At 49.3% G+C, this 19,089-nt stretch carries 17 protein-coding genes; 7 read left to right on the forward strand and 10 right to left on the reverse strand.

Going from position 1 to position 19,089, the window contains the following annotated elements:
* Window positions 1-12 precede the first annotated feature (12 nt).
* The 4 genes from yiaN to yiaK all read right to left on the reverse strand — a co-directional run bounded on the left by yiaN (window position 13) and on the right by yiaK (window position 3,361).
* Entirely contained in the window at window positions 13-1,290 is a 1,278-nt protein-coding gene (gene yiaN, locus ACK8NJ_RS00680) for a 2,3-diketo-L-gulonate TRAP transporter large permease YiaN (RefSeq protein WP_000279612.1), read from the reverse strand.
* Between the two features lie 2 nt (window positions 1,291-1,292).
* On the reverse strand, window positions 1,293-1,766 hold the full coding sequence (gene yiaM / locus ACK8NJ_RS00685; RefSeq protein ID WP_000721664.1) for a 2,3-diketo-L-gulonate TRAP transporter small permease YiaM: 474 nt from the start codon (window positions 1,764-1,766) through the stop codon (window positions 1,293-1,295).
* A 117-nt stretch (window positions 1,767-1,883) separates the two neighbouring features.
* On the reverse strand, window positions 1,884-2,351 hold the full coding sequence (locus tag ACK8NJ_RS00690) for a YhcH/YjgK/YiaL family protein (RefSeq protein ID WP_001600681.1): 468 nt from the start codon (window positions 2,349-2,351) through the stop codon (window positions 1,884-1,886).
* A gap of 11 nt (window positions 2,352-2,362) precedes the next feature.
* Window positions 2,363-3,361, reverse strand: a complete 999-nt coding sequence (gene yiaK, locus ACK8NJ_RS00695; protein WP_000869042.1) for a 3-dehydro-L-gulonate 2-dehydrogenase — start codon at window positions 3,359-3,361, stop codon at window positions 2,363-2,365.
* 201 nt (window positions 3,362-3,562) lie between these two features.
* Between yiaK and yiaJ the strand changes: the two genes are divergently transcribed.
* On the forward strand, window positions 3,563-4,411 hold the full coding sequence (gene yiaJ, locus ACK8NJ_RS00700) for an IclR family transcriptional regulator YiaJ (protein ID WP_000514241.1): 849 nt from the start codon (window positions 3,563-3,565) through the stop codon (window positions 4,409-4,411).
* A gap of 101 nt (window positions 4,412-4,512) precedes the next feature.
* Window positions 4,513-4,986, forward strand: a complete 474-nt coding sequence (locus ACK8NJ_RS00705) for a 4Fe-4S binding protein (RefSeq protein WP_001296520.1) — start codon at window positions 4,513-4,515, stop codon at window positions 4,984-4,986.
* A 151-nt stretch (window positions 4,987-5,137) separates the two neighbouring features.
* Here the strand turns inward: ACK8NJ_RS00705 and avtA are convergent, their stop codons facing one another.
* On the reverse strand, window positions 5,138-6,391 hold the full coding sequence (avtA, locus tag ACK8NJ_RS00710) for a valine--pyruvate transaminase (protein WP_411962040.1): 1,254 nt from the start codon (window positions 6,389-6,391) through the stop codon (window positions 5,138-5,140).
* A gap of 177 nt (window positions 6,392-6,568) precedes the next feature.
* Window positions 6,569-8,599 (reverse strand): alpha-amylase, encoded by a 2,031-nt coding sequence (gene malS / locus ACK8NJ_RS00715; RefSeq protein WP_411962041.1) that lies wholly within the window; start codon window positions 8,597-8,599, stop codon window positions 6,569-6,571.
* Between the two features lie 319 nt (window positions 8,600-8,918).
* Here malS and ACK8NJ_RS00720 point away from each other — a divergent pair, with 319 nt between their 5' ends.
* Window positions 8,919-9,743: a protein bax gene (locus tag ACK8NJ_RS00720; protein WP_001297957.1), complete on the forward strand. Its 825-nt coding sequence runs from the start codon at window positions 8,919-8,921 to the stop codon at window positions 9,741-9,743.
* Window positions 9,744-9,850: 107 nt separating this feature from the next.
* Here ACK8NJ_RS00720 and xylR read toward each other — a convergent pair whose 3' ends face one another.
* From xylR to xylF, 4 genes are all read right to left on the reverse strand, one after another.
* Window positions 9,851-11,029, reverse strand: a complete 1,179-nt coding sequence (gene xylR / locus ACK8NJ_RS00725) for a D-xylose utilization transcriptional activator XylR (protein ID WP_000494484.1) — start codon at window positions 11,027-11,029, stop codon at window positions 9,851-9,853.
* A gap of 77 nt (window positions 11,030-11,106) precedes the next feature.
* On the reverse strand, window positions 11,107-12,288 hold the full coding sequence (gene xylH, locus ACK8NJ_RS00730) for a xylose ABC transporter permease XylH (RefSeq protein ID WP_000045984.1): 1,182 nt from the start codon (window positions 12,286-12,288) through the stop codon (window positions 11,107-11,109).
* On the reverse strand, window positions 12,266-13,807 hold the full coding sequence (gene xylG / locus ACK8NJ_RS00735) for a D-xylose ABC transporter ATP-binding protein (RefSeq protein WP_001146509.1): 1,542 nt from the start codon (window positions 13,805-13,807) through the stop codon (window positions 12,266-12,268). The genes xylH and xylG overlap by 23 nt, the downstream gene beginning before the upstream one ends.
* A gap of 77 nt (window positions 13,808-13,884) precedes the next feature.
* The gene (gene xylF, locus ACK8NJ_RS00740) at window positions 13,885-14,877 is read right to left on the reverse strand and encodes a D-xylose ABC transporter substrate-binding protein (RefSeq protein ID WP_001306606.1); all 993 of its coding nucleotides are present in this window, start codon (window positions 14,875-14,877) and stop codon (window positions 13,885-13,887) included.
* Between the two features lie 365 nt (window positions 14,878-15,242).
* Here xylF and xylA point away from each other — a divergent pair, with 365 nt between their 5' ends.
* The 4 genes from xylA to yiaA all read left to right on the forward strand — a co-directional run bounded on the left by xylA (window position 15,243) and on the right by yiaA (window position 19,083).
* On the forward strand, window positions 15,243-16,565 hold the full coding sequence (xylA, locus tag ACK8NJ_RS00745; RefSeq protein WP_001149573.1) for a xylose isomerase: 1,323 nt from the start codon (window positions 15,243-15,245) through the stop codon (window positions 16,563-16,565).
* 71 nt (window positions 16,566-16,636) lie between these two features.
* Entirely contained in the window at window positions 16,637-18,091 is a 1,455-nt protein-coding gene (xylB, locus tag ACK8NJ_RS00750) for a xylulokinase (protein ID WP_087890849.1), read from the forward strand.
* A 168-nt stretch (window positions 18,092-18,259) separates the two neighbouring features.
* Window positions 18,260-18,601, forward strand: a complete 342-nt coding sequence (gene yiaB, locus ACK8NJ_RS00755; RefSeq protein WP_001377116.1) for an inner membrane protein YiaB — start codon at window positions 18,260-18,262, stop codon at window positions 18,599-18,601.
* 44 nt (window positions 18,602-18,645) lie between these two features.
* Complete coding sequence (yiaA, locus tag ACK8NJ_RS00760; protein WP_085459120.1) at window positions 18,646-19,083, forward strand: inner membrane protein YiaA; 438 nt, start codon at window positions 18,646-18,648, stop codon at window positions 19,081-19,083.
* Window positions 19,084-19,089 lie beyond the last annotated feature (6 nt).

Consider the following 19,089-nt stretch of genomic DNA (forward strand, 5'->3'; position numbering starts at 1 on the left):
AATATTTTCCTTTTAATTAATCCATTTCAAAGGGAGGATGATGAGATCGGGAATAAAAACAAATACGACTAATAATGAATATAAAACCAGGACGTAAGGGAAAACGCCTCTGACTGCATCATCGAATTTGAGTTTTGCCACCCCTGAAATAACGTTAAGCACATTACCGATAGGCGGTGTAATTAAGCCGATTGAGCAGTTAATGATAAACATGACACCGAAATAAATCGGATCGATTCCTGCCTCTTTAACTAAAGGCATTAATACCGGGGTAAGAATTAATACCGTCGGCGTTAAATCCATGACCATGCCGACAATCAGGATAGCCACCATAATGACGATAAACAGCAGACGCGGTGAATCGACCAGCGGTTGCAGTAAATCAGAAACCATCATCGGCAGTTCAGCAATGGTGATCAGCCAGGCGGAAACTTGTGCCGAGGCCACCAGAAACATCACCACTGAGGTCGTTTTCGCTGCGCCAATGAGCACATGCCAAAGTGTGGCGAAGGTCATTTCACGGTAAATAACTGTGGCGACAAACAGCGCATAGAAAGCAGCAACGGCCCCGGCTTCGGTAGGGGTAAACAGACCGGAGCGAAACCCGCCAATAATGATGACTGGAAGAAACAGCGCCCAGATACCGGAGACAAAAGAGTGCCAGATTTCCTGCATCGTTGCTTTTTGCTGGCGGGGTAAATTAAGGCGACTGGCCTGCCACCACCAGGTAAGCATCAGCGTTGCGCCCATCATCATGCCAGGGGCAATGCCCGCCATAAACAGCTTACTGATGGATAATCCGCTGGAAACGCCGAAAATAATAAACGGAATGGAAGGGGGAATAATTGGCGCGATAATGCCGCCAGAGGCAATCAGCCCCGCCGCCCGGTTGACCGGGTAGTTGGCGCTGCGCATCATCGGCACCAGTAGAGCGGCAACGGCGGCGGTATCCGCAACGGCAGAACCAGAAAGGCTTGCCATAATCATAGCCGCCAGCACGCCGACGTAGCCCAGCCCGCCTGGTTTATGCCCCACCAGTTTCATCGGCAGGTCAACAATGCGTTTTGACAAGCCGCCCGCATTCATGATTTCACCCGCCAGCACAAAGAACGGAATCGCCAGCAGGGAGAAGCTGTCGGCTCCGTTCACCAGCGTTTGTGCCATGATCTGGACATCAAACATCTCCAGCCAGAACATTAACGCCGCCCCGCACAACAACAGTGCCCAGGCAATAGGCAAACCGATAGCAATACCACCCAACAGACAGCCCAGAAAAATCAGCACAGCCATGATTAAGCTCCTTGCGGTGGCGACGTTAGAGAATTGCTACGCGTGATGAGTTGATATAAATGACGCAGTTCAAAGAATGCGATAACGAGGCTGGTGGGCAGACAAGCGGCATACATCAGGCCGATGGGCAAACCGAGGATCGGTGAATAATCGCTCCAGTCCTGAATTGTTTTTAGCGTTGCGCCCCAGGCCAGTGCGCCACAAATAAATAAGATTAAGGAATGGGTAACCAGAGCGACTCGTCGCTGCCATGCGGGGGAGAGTTTCTCCACCAGAAAGGTGACCTGAACGTGGGCGTTATCCATAAAAGCCACAATCGCGCCAATAAATGTTAACCAGACAAATAAATAACGTGACAATTCATCTACAGATAAAATGCTTGTCTGAAAACCATATCTTAAAATAATGTTTATAAACACAATACAGGAAAGTACGGCGAGATTAATCGCCAGTATTGCTTCAAGTATTTTTTTCATAGCTATTCCTTGAGGCTATGTCTGTCATAATTCAAGTTGCATGTGCAGCAACCTAAATTATTAATATAGTTAGAGCAATAACATTACCCAGGCGTTCTGGCGTAGACGATTATTCGATTAATTCAGCGCTGTTAATGCGACTTTAACCACAATTTTTCGTATCTCAGAGGCTGTTTGCAGAATACAACCTGGTCGATGAACATCCTGCGGGAAGAAAATAGCGTAGCTGCCCGGTATCATTTCTATAAATGATTCATGTTCACTATCGTGATAAAAAATAATATCGCGCTGCTCTAATAGTGATTCGCTGACTTTATTATTTCCCGTATCAATAGCAATGCCGATTTTCTCTTCACCCCACGCCAGAAACTGAATATCGATATACCGACGATGCACTTCCGGACGGTTTTCGATTTTATCTCGCGTCGTTAAGTCGATAATTTGCGCATAAATATTCTTGCCGTCGATTTCGACAACACCCGGCTCCAGGGCGTTGAAATCGGTAGCGCGCAGAAAATCGAGCGCCTTTTCAATGGCGGCAGGCAAACGGCACGGGTCAGGCTGCGCGATATGTCCAAAAATCATGACTTATCTCCTCATAACGCCTGGATTTTGGCCCACACGCTGTCATCAACGGTGATGCCGTTACGGCGGTTTTCGGCCAGCAGGGTAGTAAATTCGTGGCCGGGTAAGCGGATGGCCTGGTTTTCGTCAGCGCGTTCAGCGGTAGTAACGTAATCCATGATGCGTTGCAGCTTGGCATCGCGGGTGGGGCCGTCGATCAATTTATCCACTTCGATGGCGATAAAGATTTGCGAAACGCCGTATTCGTCGCTGTTGTCCTGGGTGACTTCGGCAACCGATGCGCCGTCAGAAAGGAGAGTGGCGATCATATCCAGCACAATCGACATGCCCGAACCTTTCCAGTAACCCATCGGCAAAATGCGGCGATTTTTCTCGATAACGCCAGGTTCTTTGGTCAAATTGCCCTCATCATCAAAGCCACCATCTACCGGGAGCTGACGACCTGCCAGACGGTTAACTTCTAACATGCCGTAAGAGAACATCGACATCGACATATCGACCATGGTGATTGGGGTAGAAGGAATGGCGACGATCAGCGGGTTGGTGCCGATGCGACACTCTTTTGCGCCCCACGGCGGCATTACGGCGATGGAGTTGGTCCAGCAAATGCCAATATAGCCTTTTTCCGCCGCCTGCCAGCCGTAGCTGCCGCCGCGCATCCAGTGGTTGGCATTACGTAGTGCCACCAGACCAATACCATGATCGGCAGCCAGTTCGATGGCGCGATCCATCATCTTTTTCGCTGTCAGGTTACCGATCGAACGCTGGGCGTCCCACTGTTCAATTGCGCCGAGGCTGGTTATACGTTTGGGTTGGGCATCAGGAATGATATCGCCGTTTTCCAGTTGTTGAATGAAACGAGGGAAACGGTTGACGCCGTGAGAATAAACGCCGGATTCGGTGGTGCGGGCGAACATTTCGGCACAGGCATCAGCCGTTTCGCTGTCAACGCCGCGTGAAATTAAGACTCGATTAAAGGCTGCTTTTAACTGCTCAAATGTCACTTTCATCCCTGGCTTCCTTGTTTTTTTTGATCGCTTTTTTGGCTTAAAATTTCAATATGCGAAATCTGATTTCAAATATATCGATCGCTTTTTAACAAAGCAATCTGATTGATGAATTTCAAAAAACTTAAAAATCAAGTGGTTATAAATTATCTGTCGAGATCGTGAACTACGACACACTTTGCGCTACCATCAGGACGCGACAAAATGGGGAAAGAAGTGATGGGAAAAAAAGAGAACGAGATGGCGCAGGAAAAAGAGCGTCCAGCCGGAAGCCAGAGTCTGTTTCGCGGGTTGATGCTGATTGAGATTTTGAGCAACTATCCAAACGGTTGTCCGTTGGCGCATCTTTCGGAACTGGCTGGTTTAAATAAGAGTACCGTCCATCGCTTATTGCAGGGATTACAGTCCTGCGGCTATGTGACCACCGCGCCCGCCGCAGGGAGTTACCGCCTGACTACCAAATTTATTGCCGTCGGGCAGAAGGCGCTGTCTTCGCTGAATATCATTCATATCGCCGCTCCGCATCTTGAGGCACTGAACATCGCCACTGGTGAAACCATTAACTTCTCCAGCCGCGAAGACGATCACGCTATTTTGATTTATAAGCTGGAACCCACAACCGGGATGCTGCGAACCCGTGCCTATATAGGCCAGCATATGCCGCTCTACTGTTCCGCAATGGGCAAGATCTACATGGCGTTTGGTCACCCGGACTACGTGAAGTCATACTGGGAAAGCCATCAGCATGAGATCCAGCCGTTAACCCGCAATACCATTACCGAGCTGCCCGCGATGTTCGACGAACTGGCGCACATTCGTGAAAGCGGAGCGGCGATGGACAGAGAAGAAAACGAACTCGGCGTCTCCTGTATTGCTGTTCCGGTGTTTGATATTCATGGGCGGGTGCCGTACGCCGTGTCGATTTCTCTTTCGACATCACGTCTGAAACAGGTGGGGGAGAAAAATCTCCTGAAACCACTGCGTGAAACCGCGCAGGCTATTTCTAATGAACTGGGATTTACTGTCAGGGACGACCAGGGCGCGATCACATAACCCTTTGGACAAGTGCCAAAACTTTAACATTTCCTTCGTTGGATCAAAGCAGTAGAGACGCGCTCTCTGGCACTCTGCTGTTTTAGTGCAAAGGAGTGATCATGAACCGGTTTATTATTGCGGATGCGACGAAATGTATCGGTTGCCGTACCTGTGAAGTGGCTTGCGCAGTGTCGCATCAGGAGAATCAGGATTGCGCTGCGTTGTCACCAGACGAGTTTATTTCCCGTATTCGTGTTATTAAAGACCACAGCTGGACCACGGCTGTAGCCTGCCATCAATGTGAAGATGCACCGTGCGCGAATGTCTGCCCTGTTGACGCGATAAGCCGCGAACATGGGCATATTTTCGTTGAACAATCACGTTGCATTGGCTGTAAAAGCTGTATGCTGGCTTGCCCGTTTGGTGCGATGGAGGTCGTTTCTTCGCGCAAAAAGGCGAGGGCGATTAAGTGCGATCTGTGCTGGCATCGGGCGACGGGACCGGCCTGTGTTGAAGCCTGCCCGACAAAGGCGTTGCAGTGCATGGATGTCGAGAAAGTGCAGCGACATCGGCTACGGCAGCAGCCTGTTTGAAACGTTTTTCCGGCGTTTCTCAACGCCGGGATAGTGCGCTTTGTTTATGCCGGATGCGGCTAAAACGCCTTATCCGGCCTACAAATTCTACCAAATTCAATATATTGCAGAAATCATGTAGGCCTGATAAGCGTAGCGCATCAGGCAATTTTTAGTGACTTTCAGCCCAGGCTATTTCTATCTCTTCTGCCAGAATCTTCACACCCGCCTCAATTTTCTCCGGCTCCGGCACGTAGTTCATGCGCATACATTGATGTGTATGTGGCCACGGTTTATCCAGCCCTGGGAAGAAGTTGTGCCCCGGCACCATCAGCACGCCCCGTGCTTTCAGGCGCTGGTAGAGCTGCTCGGTCGTAATTGGCAAATCCTTAAACCATAGCCAGAGGAAAATGGCTCCTTCGGGTTTATGAATCAGGCAGCGATCTTCCGGTAAATAGCGGCGAATGATAGCGATAGTTTCCTGAACACGCTGGTAGTAAAACGGTTTGATGACTGTTTCAGACAGGCGCAGCAGATCGTTACGCTTAATCATTTCACACATCATCGCCGGACCAATACCGCCAGGTGCCAGGCTGATAATGCCGTTCATATTGGTGATGGCGGTGATGATTTTTTCATTGGCGATGATAATGCCGCAGCGGGAGCCTGGTAGACCCAGCTTGGAAAGACTCATGCACAGTACGATATTCGGATTCCACAGCGGGCGCGCTTCGCTGAAGATGATACCCGGGAACGGGACGCCATAAGCGTTATCAATCACCAGCGGAATGCCGTGTTGATTCGCCAGCGCGTCAAGCTTCAGCAACTCTTCGTCAGTAATCACATTGCCTGTTGGATTCGTCGGCCGGGAGACGCAAATCATCCCAGTTTCTTCGCCAATATGCAGATGCTCAAAATCGACGTGGTATTTAAACTGGCCTTCCGGCAGCAGTTCAATATTCGGACGCGCAGAGACAAACAGATCTTCTTCCAGTCCGGCGTCAGCGTAGCCAATGTACTCCGGTGCCAGCGGGAACAGCACTTTTTTGACCCGACCATCGGCACGGCGTCCGGCAAACAGATTAAATAAGTAGAAAAACGCGCTCTGGCTGCCGTTTGTTAGTGCAATATTCTGTGGTTCGATATCCCAACCCAACTTCTCGCGCAGCATTCCGGCAAGCAGTGTGAGTAGCTCCGTTTTCCCCTGTGGACCGTCGTAATTGCACAGTGCATCAGTCGCTTTGCCACTTTCCAGCATGTCGGTCAGTAGCGTCTGGAAGTAGTCCTGCATTTCCGGGATCTGCGCCGGATTACCGCCGCCGAGCATAATCGCGCCGGGCGTGCGTAAACCGTCGTTCAGATCTTCCATCAGCAGCGTAATGCCGGAGTGGCGGGTAAATTTGTCACCAAAAAGGGAGAATGTCATAGCGGGATATCTGTCGAACTCTGTAGCAAGGAAGGTAACAATAACGCTACATTTGCTGGGGTGCAAATCGCTCTGTTGAAGAGGGAGCGGTGCTTTATCCTGCAACGCTGATTAGCTCTGACATTTTATCCTGGTTGGCGGCTTCCCGAGGTACTGACGAACGGGAAGCCGGAAAAGTCACTGTTGCCCAGCCCAGATGACCAGCACTTTATCGTCGCCATGCTCACGAACAAAGCCGTAGCCCTGCTTCAGCGAAAGTGTCGTTTGTTTGCCCTCGCCAATTGCGGGATGGCGGGCGCGGAACTGGCTGATTTTCTGCCAGTGCGCGACGCTGGCGGCAGATTTACCGCTAACATCCTGCCAGTTCATATCCGAACGCGTACCTTGCAGCGGATCTGAACCGGTGGGGCCGAACGGACGTGAGGATTCATCACCATAAAAGATTTGTACCGCGCCTGGCGCTAATAATAATAACTCTGCTGCTTTGTCGCCCCCTTCACGGAACAGGCGGGTATCATGCGACGAGAGGTAGCTCAACACGTTGAAATCCTGCAATTTCTCCGCCATTTGCTGCCAGGTCGTATCCATCTGCGCCAGACAATCGACTGCTTTAGCCGCCTGCTCCTGATAATCGAAATTGATCATCGCATCGAAGCCGTGGCGATAGTAGTCACTTTGCATCACGCCGTGGCCCCAGGCTTCACCGGTCATCCAGAACGGTTTGTCATCTAATGTTTTGTCGGGGTTAGCTTTTTTCCATTCGCGAAGTGCGGCGCTGGCTTCGGTTTTCAGTTGCTGCCAGGCGGGCAACTCAACATGTTTGGCGGTGTCGACCCGAAAACCATCAATCCCATAGTCGCGGACCCACTGACTTAACCAGTGGGTTAAGTAATCGCGAGGGGTAAAGCCGTCGATGACTTTAGCGTGGGTATCCGTTTTGTTTTTATAGAATACCGGCAGACCAGAAGCGGTCGTTGATTCGGTTTTGATATCCGGCAAAAAGGCCAGCGACATAGTGAGATCGTCGAATCCAGGATTGTCGTAATCGCCGATATCGGTTCTGATCCAGTTTTTTCCCCACCATTTATCCCAGCCTGTTTTGTCGCTGAAATTAATGTAATCGTTAAAGCTATGCCAGGTTTGCCCGGCGGCAGGTTTCCAGTCGCTCCAGCGTTCACCCAACGTTTTTTTCACTTCGTCACCAGAAAGATATAACGCGCCAAACTGATACTCCTGCATATCCGCCAGTGTGGCATAGCCGGTGTGGTTCATCACGACATCAAAGAGAATACGAATACCGCGCTGATGCGCGCTATCAACCACTGTCCGTAGATCGGCTTCACTGCCCATATTGGCATCAAGATTCGTCCAGTCCTGTGTGTAATAACCGTGGTAGGCATAATGCGGGAAATCGCCTTTTGTACCGCCGCCGACCCAGCCGTGAATTTGCTCAAATGGGGCACTTATCCATAAAGCATTGACGCCCAGCTGCTGGAGGTAATCCAGTTTGTTGGTCAGGCCGCGTAAATCGCCGCCGTGAAAAGTGCCAATTTCTGCCATACCGTCTTTATGACGTCCGTAACTCTGGTCATTATTGGGATCGCCGTTTTCGAAACGATCTGTCAGCACAAAGTAAACCGTGGCGTTATGCCAGTCGAAAGGGGCGGATGTGTCAGTTTCTGCCCGTTCCAGCAGGAGTAAACCGTTGCTGGTGGCAGCGGGTTGTAACGTTATTTGACCGTTCTTCACTATCGCAATTTGCTGGCTGTAATAATCCCGGACAGCGGCTCCCTCCGGAAAAGTGGCGCTGACATCCAGTGTGAGCGGTAATCCATCCCATTTCGGGCATTCACGGACCAGGCTTGCTACCGGTTCGACGGCGTTCTGGATGGAAATCATCAATGTTGGTGTACCGGAGCGGGTGTCTAGTTGCAGCGTATATTCGCCGTCCCTGAACAATCGCCATTGAGGCGGCGTGTTGCTACAAGGTTGCAGGGAAAGCATCTGATTGAGTTTTATCGCATCCGCAGGCTGCCAGCACTGTTGGTCAAAATTTAGCGTTAGTGGACGCGTACCTTTGGGCAACTGCGCGTGGCTGACAAATGTTCCCGTCCCCTGTTCGCTAAAGGCAGGGAATCCCGGAGAAGTCCAGCTGGCGGCAACGGCGAAGCCAGGAAGGAGTGTCAGAAAACAGACGGCGAGTTTCATGGCGGATGAGTCCTTATTGCTGCGATTTCAGACAGTTTGCCAGCGATAAGCCAGACAAAACTCATCCCTGAGCGGTAAGTCCACAGGATGAGAAGCAAGGGTGAGCGATCGCGCGCAAAAAACGGCTGAATTTTGCGATAAACCCCACATTTTCTGCGATTTAGCGCCAATCTGAATCGTTAACTCGTGACATAGTTTCAGATTTGGACTATTCCTTGGGGTGCTCTTGACAGCTATTTTTGATATGATTTGAGATTCAACTCTCAAATTTGTGAAAAATATAAGGTGTTGGAATGATTAAATCCGACCAGGAGACCTGATGATTTTGACTCCCATACGACGATATGGGGCGATGATTCTTATGTTACTCACTCTGGTGTTTTCGAGTGAGGTGTTAGCGAAGACGCACACAACAACAGCGAGTCAAAAGTCCCACTTAACTAAAGCTAGTAATAAACAGGTAAGCAGTAAACAAGAGTATTCTCGCAATAGTGCAAAGAGTAGTTCACTTCCTGATTTGCGAAAATACCCTTCCGGAACACCAAGGAAAAAGGCGTTTCTCCGGACTGTAATGCCTTACATTACCAGCCAAAATGCGGCCATTACTGCGGAACGTAACTGGCTCATTTCAAAACAGTATCAGGGCCAATGGTCACCTGCTGAGCGTGCGCGTCTGAAAGACATCGCCAAACGCTACAAGGTGAAGTGGTCTGGTAATACGCGCAAAATCCCGTGGAATACCTTGCTTGAACGCGTAGACATTATCCCCACTAGTATGGTGGCGACGATGGCTGCAGCAGAAAGCGGTTGGGGAACGTCGAAGCTGGCGCGCAACAACAACAACCTGTTCGGCATGAAATGCATGAAAGGACGTTGTACTAATGCGCCGGGTAAAGTGAAGGGGTACTCACAGTTTAGTTCTGTCAAAGAATCGGTGAGCGCCTATGTCACTAACCTGAATACTCACCCGGCTTACTCTTCGTTCCGTAAATCGCGTGCACAGCTGCGTAAAGCGGATCAGGAAGTGACTGCCACAGCGATGATTCACAAGCTGAAGGGCTACTCGACCAAAGGGAAGAGTTATAACAACTACCTGTTCGCAATGTACCAGGATAACCAACGGTTAATCGCGGCACATATGTAATTGCATTTCCTCGAGCCTTATCCGACTTGTCAGTCGGATAAGGCTTTTGCTCGTATCAGGTGGTTGTGCTGGGTTACCTGATGTGACGCCGACAATTCTCATCATCGCTACAACATGACCTCGCTATTTACATCGCGATACTCTTTTGGCGTCGTGTCATATGCTTTTTTAAAAACAGAGTAGAAATATTGCAGCGATGGATAACCGCACATTTGCGATATCTCATTGATCGACAAGGTGGTTGAAATCAGCAGACTGCGCGCTTTCTCCAGCTTCTCGGCATGAATCATGGCATGGATGGTTTCACCCACCTCTTCTTTAAAACGCTTCTCAAGATTGGAGCGCGAGATCCCGACCGCATCGAGTACCTGATCCACTTTAATCCCTTTACAGGCGTGATTACGAATGTAATGCATGGCCTGAATAACGGCGGGATCGGTCAGCGAGCGGTAATCTGTTGAGCGCCGTTCAATGACGCGAACTGGTGGGACCAAAATCCGCTGTAGCGGCATTTCTTCTTTATCTAATAATCGATGCAACAGTTTTGCCGCCTGATAGCCCATTTGCCGCGCGCCCTGAGCGACCGAAGAAAGGGCGACACGCGACAGATAGCGGGTCAGTTCTTCGTTATCGATGCCAATCACGCATAATTTTTCCGGTACGGGAATGTGTAGATGTTCACATACTTGCAGAATATGCCGCGCCCGGGCGTCAGTAACGGCAATAATCCCGGTTTGCGGTGGCAGCGTTTGTAGCCAGTCTGCCAGCCGATTTTGCGCGTGTTGCCAGTTCTCTGGCGCGGTTTCTAATCCCTGATAAACCACTCCGCGATACTTTTCTTCGGCGACAAGCTGACGAAATGCATATTCGCGTTCAGTGGCCCAACGTTTACCGCTTGATTCCGGAAGACCATAAAAAGCAAAGCGGTTAACGCCTTTCTCTTTTAAATGCAAAAATGCGCTTTCAACCAGCGCATAGTTATCGGTGGCAATGTAATGAACGGGTGGGTAACTTTCGGCAAGGTGATACGAGCCACCAACCCCAACAATGGGGACGTCGACATCAGCCAGCGCTTGCTCGATTTGTTTGTCGTCGAAGTCGGCAATGACGCCATCTCCTAACCAGTCCTTGATTTTATCAATGCGGGCGCGGAAATCTTCTTCAATGAAAATATCCCATTCCGATTGTGACGCCTGTAAATATTCCCCTACGCCTTCTACTACCTGCCGGTCATAGGCTTTATTGGCATTGAACAGTAATGTGATGCGGTGACGTTTAGTAAACATGGTTCTTTTCCTGCTGAATCATGCAAAAACTCAAAACCGGTAATACGTTACCGGCTTTGAGAAAATTTTTATCAAAATCAAGAACGGCGTTTGGTTGCGGAGTCCATCCATACTGCCAGCAACAGAATCGCACCTTTAACGATATACTGCCAGAAGGTCGGTACATCCATCATACTCATGCCGTTATCCAGTGAAGCCATGATGAATGCCCCCATAACCGCTCCGGCCACGCTCCCGACGCCGCCTGCCAGACTGGTGCCGCCAATCACACATGCGGCAATTGCGTCCAGTTCGGCGATATTTCCCGCAGAAGGTGAACCAGCGCCAAGTCGAGAACTGAGGATTAATCCGGCGATAGCGACCATTAATCCGTTAATAGCGAATACGGCAAGTTTGGTGCGTTCAACGTTAATCCCGGAGAGACGTGCTGCTTCCAGATTGCCGCCGATGGCATAAATGCGTCGTCCAAATGCCGTCCGCGTTGCCATAAACATTCCGCCGAGTAACAGCAACGTCAGCATCAGAACAGGAGTGGGAACGCCACGGTAATCGTTCAACAGCCAGATTGCGCCTAAGACGATAATCGCCGTTAATGCCTGGCGACCGACAACTGCGGTAGAGGCCGGAGACTGCAAACCCAAAGCCTGACGGCGCATTCTTCCGCGCCATTGCCAGCCAACAAAAGCCATTAAGCCAAGCGCGCCAATGATGAAGCCGGTGCTGGCGGGTAGATAGCTTTGCCCGATTTGTGACATCGCGGCGCTGGTGGGGGAAACAGTCGTGCCGTTGGTGATGCCAATGAGTATGCCGCGAAATGCCAACATGCCCGCGAGGGTGACAATAAATGAAGGGACTTTGCGGTACGCGACCCACCATCCGTTCCAGGCACCGAGAAGCAGTCCCAGAACCAAAGTCACAATGATGGTAAGTGGCAAAGGCCAGCCTAGCCAGACGTCACAAATCGCCGCGACGCCACCTAATAGCCCCATCATTGAGCCGACGGAAAGGTCGATTTCAGCAGAAATTATGACGAACACCATTCCTACCGCGAGGATGCCGGTAATCGCGGTCTGGCGTAACAGGTTGGAGACGTTACGAGCGCTTAAGTAGGCACCATCGGTGGTCCAGGTAAAGAACAGCATGATTGCGATGATAGCTGCAATCATCACGAAGACCTGCAAATTCAGTGACTTCAACCCGGAAAAGCCACCGGATGTCGGTACGGCCAATTTCACTTCAGACGGATTGCTTTTCGACATGATGTTCGCTCCTCAATGCGGCTTCCATCACCTGCTCCTGAGTCAGGTTATGATTTATCAGGTTGGCTTTTAGTTTCCCTTCATGCATCACCAGTACACGATCGCTAAGGCCGAGCACTTCAGGTAATTCGGAAGAGATGACAATAACGGCAATACCCTGCTGGACGAGTTGGTTAATTAATTTGTAGATCTCGTATTTCGCGCCAATATCGATACCCCTGGTGGGCTCATCAAGAATGAGAATGCGCGGGTTGAGTAACAGGCAGCGAGCGAGGATCGCTTTTTGCTGATTACCGCCGCTCAAACGTCCAATAGCAAGGTCGGGGGACGACGTTTTAACTTTGAGTTGCTGGATTGATTCCAGAATACATTTTTGCTCTGCCGCGTCATCAAGCTGGCTAATACCGCCGGTAAATTTATTGAGTGCGGCGAGGGTAATATTTTTACCAACCGCCATTACCGGAACGATGCCGTCGCGCTTTCTGTCTTCGGGTACCATCGCAATCCCCTGGGCGATGGCTTGCTGACAGTTACGAATATCTACCTGTTTGCCATCAATATAAATTTTTCCTTCCCATTGTCCGGGCCACACGCCAAACAGGCACTGAATGGTCTCGGTACGTCCGGCACCAACGAGTCCGGCAATACCCAGTATTTCGCCACGTTTCAGGGAAAACGAGACATCATTAACTCGTTTAATATGACGATTGACCGGATGCCATGCCGTCAGATGTTCAATACGTAATATTTCATCTCCGGTGGTATGTGGTTCATTAGGGTAAAGCGCGGTTAACTCTCGCCCGACCATCATGGTGATAATATCGTCTTCACTCATTCCGGCAGCATCACGCGTACCAATGTGCTGACCGTCGCGAATAACGCAAATCGTATCGGAAATCGCTTTGACTTCGTTGAGTTTGTGCGAAATATAAATACAGGCGATACCGTGCTGTTGTAGATCGCGAATAATATCCAGTAAAACCGACGTTTCCTGCTCAGTTAATGAGGCTGTCGGCTCATCGAGAATTAACAAACGCACCTGTTTATTAAGTGCCTTGGCAATTTCAACCAGTTGTTGTTGCCCAAGCCCTAAATCGCCAACGCGGGTATCTGGTGAAATAGATAAACTGACCTGTGCGAGCAGCTTCTGACAGCGTAGCGTCATCAGATCATAATCCATAATGCCATTATGGGTTATTTCGTTACCCAGGAAGATATTTTCCAGCACGGTCAATTCTTTCACCAGGGCCAATTCCTGGTGAATGATGGCGATACCTTTGCGTTCGGTATCGCGGATGTGACTCGCCTGAATCTCTTCTCCCGCAAAAATAATTTCGCCTTCGTAGGAGCCATGGGGATAAATACCACACAGCACTTTCATCAGCGTTGATTTACCAGACCCATTTTCCCCACAGAGTGAGACGATTTCGCCAGCATTCAACCGCAAGCTGACGTTATCAATCGCCTTCACACTGCCGAAGGTTTTGGTAATGTTCTTCATTTCAAGTAGATAAGGCATAACGACTCCACCTAAGCCAATTCATTCACGCGGCATGGAGAGAAATCACGCCCCCGCTCCTCGCCGGGGCGTAACGCTTACAGCTCGCTCTCTTTGTGGAATCCGTCTTTAACTACCGTTTCTTTGATGTTGTTTTTATTCACATCGATCGGTGTCAGCAGGCGGGAGGGAACATCTTTCAGACCATTATTCAGAGTGGTATCTGCTTTTGGTTCCTGACCATTGCCCAACTCAACGGCAATTTCTGCGGCAGTATTTGCCAACAATGTAATAGGTTTATACACCGTCATAGTTTGCGTACCGGCAGCAATACGTTTAATACCTGCGAGATCCGCATCCTGGCCGGAAATTGCTACTTTCCCTGATAAACCTTGCGCGCTTAATGCCTGAATTGCCCCACCTGCGGTGGCATCGTTTGAGGCAACTACAGCATCAATTTTGTTATTATTGGCGGTTAGCGCGTTTTCCATAATTTTCAATGCGTTTTCCGGTAACCAGCCATCAACCCATTGGTCACCAACGACTTTAATTTTTCCGGAATCAACGTAAGGTTTTAACACTTTCATTTGCCCGGCGCGGAACAGCTTGGCGTTGTTATCTACCGGCGAGCCGCCCATCAGGAAGTAATTACCTTGCGGAACAATATCGACCAGGGCTTTTGCCTGCAGTTCACCGACTTTTTCGTTATCGAAAGAAATATAAAAATCGATATCCGCATCGTTAATCATACGGTCGTAAGCTAATACTTTAATACCTTCTTGTTTGGCTTCTTTTACAACGTTACTTAATACCTGACCGTTATACGGAATAATGACAAGAACATCGACGCCCCGGTTAATCATGTTTTCAATCTGCGACATTTGTGTTTCTTCATTGCCATTTGCAGACTGTACAAATACTTTCGCGCCGAGAGATTCTGCCTTTTTCACAAAAATATCTCGATCTTTTTGCCAGCGTTCAAGACGGAGATCATCAATCGCCATACCTATTTTGACTTCTTTGGCGTGTGCCGCAACGTTGGTAAGCAGAAGTGAGGTGCAAAGGGTGAGTAGAATGTTCTTTATTTTCATGGTGTAGGGCCTTCTGTAGGTAGAGGACAGCTTTAATAAGTAACAATCACCGCGATAAACGTAACCAATTTTTAGCAACTAAACAGGGGAAAACAATTACAGATTTTTATCTTTCGATTACGATTTTTGGTTTATTTCTTGATTTATGACAGAGATCTTACTTTTGTTGCGCAATTGTACTTATTGCATTTTTCTCTTCGAGGAATTACCCAGTTTCATCATTCCATTTTATTTTGCGAGCGAGCGCACACTTGTGAATTATCTCAATAGCAGTGTGAAATAACATAATTGAGCAACTGAAAGGGAGTGCCCAATATTACGACATCATCCATCACCCGCGGCATTACCTGATTATGGAGTTCAATATGCAAGCCTATTTTGACCAGCTCGATCGCGTTCGTTATGAAGGCTCAAAATCCTCTAACCCGTTAGCATTCCATCACTATAATCCCGACGAACTGGTGTTGGGCAAGCGTATGGAAGAGCACTTGCGTTTTGCCGCCTGCTACTGGCACACCTTCTGCTGGAACGGGGCGGACATGTTTGGTGTGGGGGCGTTTAATCGTCCGTGGCAGCAGCCTGGTGAGGCACTGGCGTTGGCGAAGCGTAAAGCAGATGTCGCATTTGAGTTTTTCCACAAGTTACATGTGCCATTTTATTGCTTCCACGATGTGGATGTTTCCCCTGAGGGCGCGTCGTTAAAAGAGTACATCAATAATTTTGCGCAAATGGTTGATGTCCTGGCAGGCAAGCAAGAAGAGAGCGGCGTGAAGCTGCTGTGGGGAACCGCTAACTGCTTTACAAACCCTCGCTATGGTGCGGGTGCGGCGACGAACCCAGATCCAGAAGTCTTTAGTTGGGCGGCAACTCAAGTTGTTACAGCGATGGAAGCAACCCATAAATTGGGCGGTGAAAACTATGTCCTGTGGGGCGGTCGTGAAGGTTACGAAACGTTGTTAAATACCGACTTGCGTCAGGAGCGTGAACAGCTGGGCCGCTTTATGCAAATGGTGGTTGAGCATAAACATAAAATCGGCTTCCAGGGTACGTTGCTTATCGAACCGAAACCGCAAGAACCGACTAAACATCAATATGATTACGATGCTGCGACGGTGTATGGCTTCCTGAAACAGTTTGGTCTGGAAAAAGAGATTAAACTGAACATTGAAGCTAACCACGCGACGCTGGCAGGTCACTCTTTCCATCATGAAATAGCCACCGCCATTGCGCTTGGCCTGTTCGGTTCTGTCGACGCTAACCGTGGCGATGCACAACTGGGCTGGGACACCGACCAGTTCCCGAACAGTGTGGAAGAGAATGCGTTGGTGATGTATGAAATTCTCAAAGCAGGCGGTTTCACCACCGGCGGTCTGAACTTCGATGCCAAAGTACGTCGTCAAAGTACTGATAAATATGATCTGTTTTACGGTCATATCGGCGCGATGGATACGATGGCGTTGGCGCTGAAAATTGCAGCACGCATGATTGAAGATGGCGAGCTGGATAAACGCATCGCGCAGCGTTATTCCGGCTGGAATAGCGAATTGGGCCAGCAAATCCTGAAAGGCCAAATGTCACTGGCAGATTTAGCCAAATATGCTCAGGAACATAATTTGTCTCCGGTGCATCAGAGTGGTCGCCAGGAGCAACTGGAAAATCTGGTAAATCATTATCTGTTCGACAAATAACGGCTAACTGTGCAGTCCGTTGGCCCGGTTATCGGTAGCGATACCGGGCATTTTTTTAAGGAACGATCGATATGTATATCGGGATAGATCTTGGCACCTCGGGCGTAAAAGTTATTTTGCTCAACGAGCAGGGTGAGGTGGTTGCTTCGCAAACGGAAAAGCTGACCGTTTCGCGCCCGCATCCACTCTGGTCGGAACAAGACCCGGAACAGTGGTGGCAGGCAACTGATCGCGCAATGAAAGCCCTGGGCGATCAGCATTCTCTGCAGGACGTTAAAGCATTGGGTATTGCCGGCCAGATGCACGGTGCAACCTTACTGGATGCCCAGCAACGGTTATTACGCCCTGCCATTTTGTGGAACGACGGGCGCTGTGCGCAAGAGTGCACTTTGCTGGAAGCGCGAGTTCCGCAATCGCGGGTGATTACCGGTAACCTGATGATGCCCGGATTTACTGCGCCTAAATTGCTATGGGTTCAGCGGCATGAGCCGGAGATATTCCGTCAAATCGACAAAGTATTATTACCGAAAGATTACTTGCGTCTGCGTATGACGGGGGAGTTTGCCAGCGATATGTCTGACGCAGCTGGCACCATGTGGCTGGATGTCGCAAAGCGTGACTGGAGTGACGACATGCTGCAGGCTTGCCACTTATCTCGTGACCAGATGCCCGCATTATACGAAGGCAGCGAAATTACTGGTGCTTTGCTACCTGAAGTTGCGAAAGCGTGGGGTATGGCGGCGGTGCCAGTTGTCGCAGGCGGTGGTGATAATGCAGCTGGTGCGGTTGGTGTAGGAATGGTTGATGCTAATCAGGCAATGTTATCGCTGGGGACGTCGGGGGTCTATTTTGCTGTCAGCGAAGGGTTCTTAAGCAAGCCAGAAAGCGCCGTACACAGCTTTTGCCATGCGCTACCGCAGCGTTGGCATTTAATGTCTGTAATGCTGAGTGCAGCGTCGTGTCTGGATTGGGCTGCGAAATTAACGGGCCTGAACAATGTCCCAGCTTTAATCGCGGCTGCTCAACAGGCTGATGAAAGTGCCGAGCCAGTTTGGTTTCTGCCTTATCTTTCCGGCGAGCGTACACCACACAATAATCCCCAGGCGAAGGGGGTTTTCTTTGGTTTGACTCATCAACATGGCCCCAATGAACTGGCGCGAGCAGTGCTGGAAGGCGTGGGTTATGCGCTGGCAGATGGCATGGATGTCGTGCATGCCTGCGGCATTAAACCGCAAAGTGTTACGTTGATTGGTGGCGGGGCGCGTAGTGAGTACTGGCGTCAGATGCTGGCGGATATCAGCGGTCAGCAACTCGATTACCGCACGGGGGGGGATGTGGGGCCAGCTCTGGGCGCAGCAAGGCTGGCGCAGATTGCGGCGAATCCAGAGAAATCGCTCATTGAGTTGTTGCCGCAACTGCCGTTAGAACAGTCGCATCTACCAGATGCGCAGCGTTATGCCGCTTATCAGCCACGACGAGAAACGTTCCGTCGCCTCTATCAGCAACTTCTGCCATTAATGGCGTAAACGTTATCCCCTGCCTGACCGGGTGGGGGATAATTCACATCTATATATCTCAGTAATTAATTAATATTTAGTATGAATTTATTCTGAAAATCATTTGTTAATGGCATTTTTCAGTTTTGTCTTTCGTTGGTTACTCGTAATGTATCGCTGGTAGATATGGAGATCGTTATGAAAACCTCAAAAACTGTGGCAAAACTATTATTTGTTGTCGGAGCGCTGGTTTATCTGCTTGGGCTATGGATCTCATGCCCATTGTTAAGTGGAAAAGGCTATTTTCTTGGCGTGTTAATGACAGCAACTTTTGGTAACTATGCATATCTTCGCGCAGAAAAACTCGGGCAACTGGATAATTTTTTTACCCATATCTGCCAGTTAGTCGCGTTAATCACTATCGGTCTCTTGTTTATCGGTGTTTTAAATGCACCTATCAATGCTTATGAAATGGTGATCTACCCCATCGCCTTTTTTGTCTGCTTGTTTGGTCAAATGCGTTTGTTTCGCTCGGCATGAGCAACATAAAGCTCTTACACATTCAGGAATGAAGGAATACTGTGATGGACAACAAAATATCAACCTATTCACCGGCCTTTAGTATTGTGTCATGGATAGCTCTCGTTGGTGGTATCGTTACCTATCTGTTAGGGCTATGGAATGCAGAGATGCAGTTAAATGAAAAAGGATATTATTTTGCCGTACTGGTATTAGGACTGTTTTCTGCTGCGTCTTATCAAAAGACCGTTCGGGACAAGTATGAAGGCATACCGACCACTTCCATTTATTATATGACCTGCCTGACTGTCTTTATTATCTCTGTTGCATTACTGATGGTAGGTCTGTGGAATGCGACATTATTACTCAGCGAGAAAGGTTTTTATGGACTAGCTTTCTTCTTAAGCTTGTTTGGTGCAGTAGCGGTGCAGAAAAATATTCGTGATGCCGGAATAAACCCACCAAAAGAAACACAGCTTACCCAGGAAGAATACAGCGAATAATTCACA

It is taken from the genome of Escherichia sp. F1 (assembly GCF_046764225.1).
In the GTDB taxonomy this organism is placed as follows: Bacteria; Pseudomonadota; Gammaproteobacteria; order Enterobacterales; family Enterobacteriaceae; genus Escherichia; species Escherichia coli.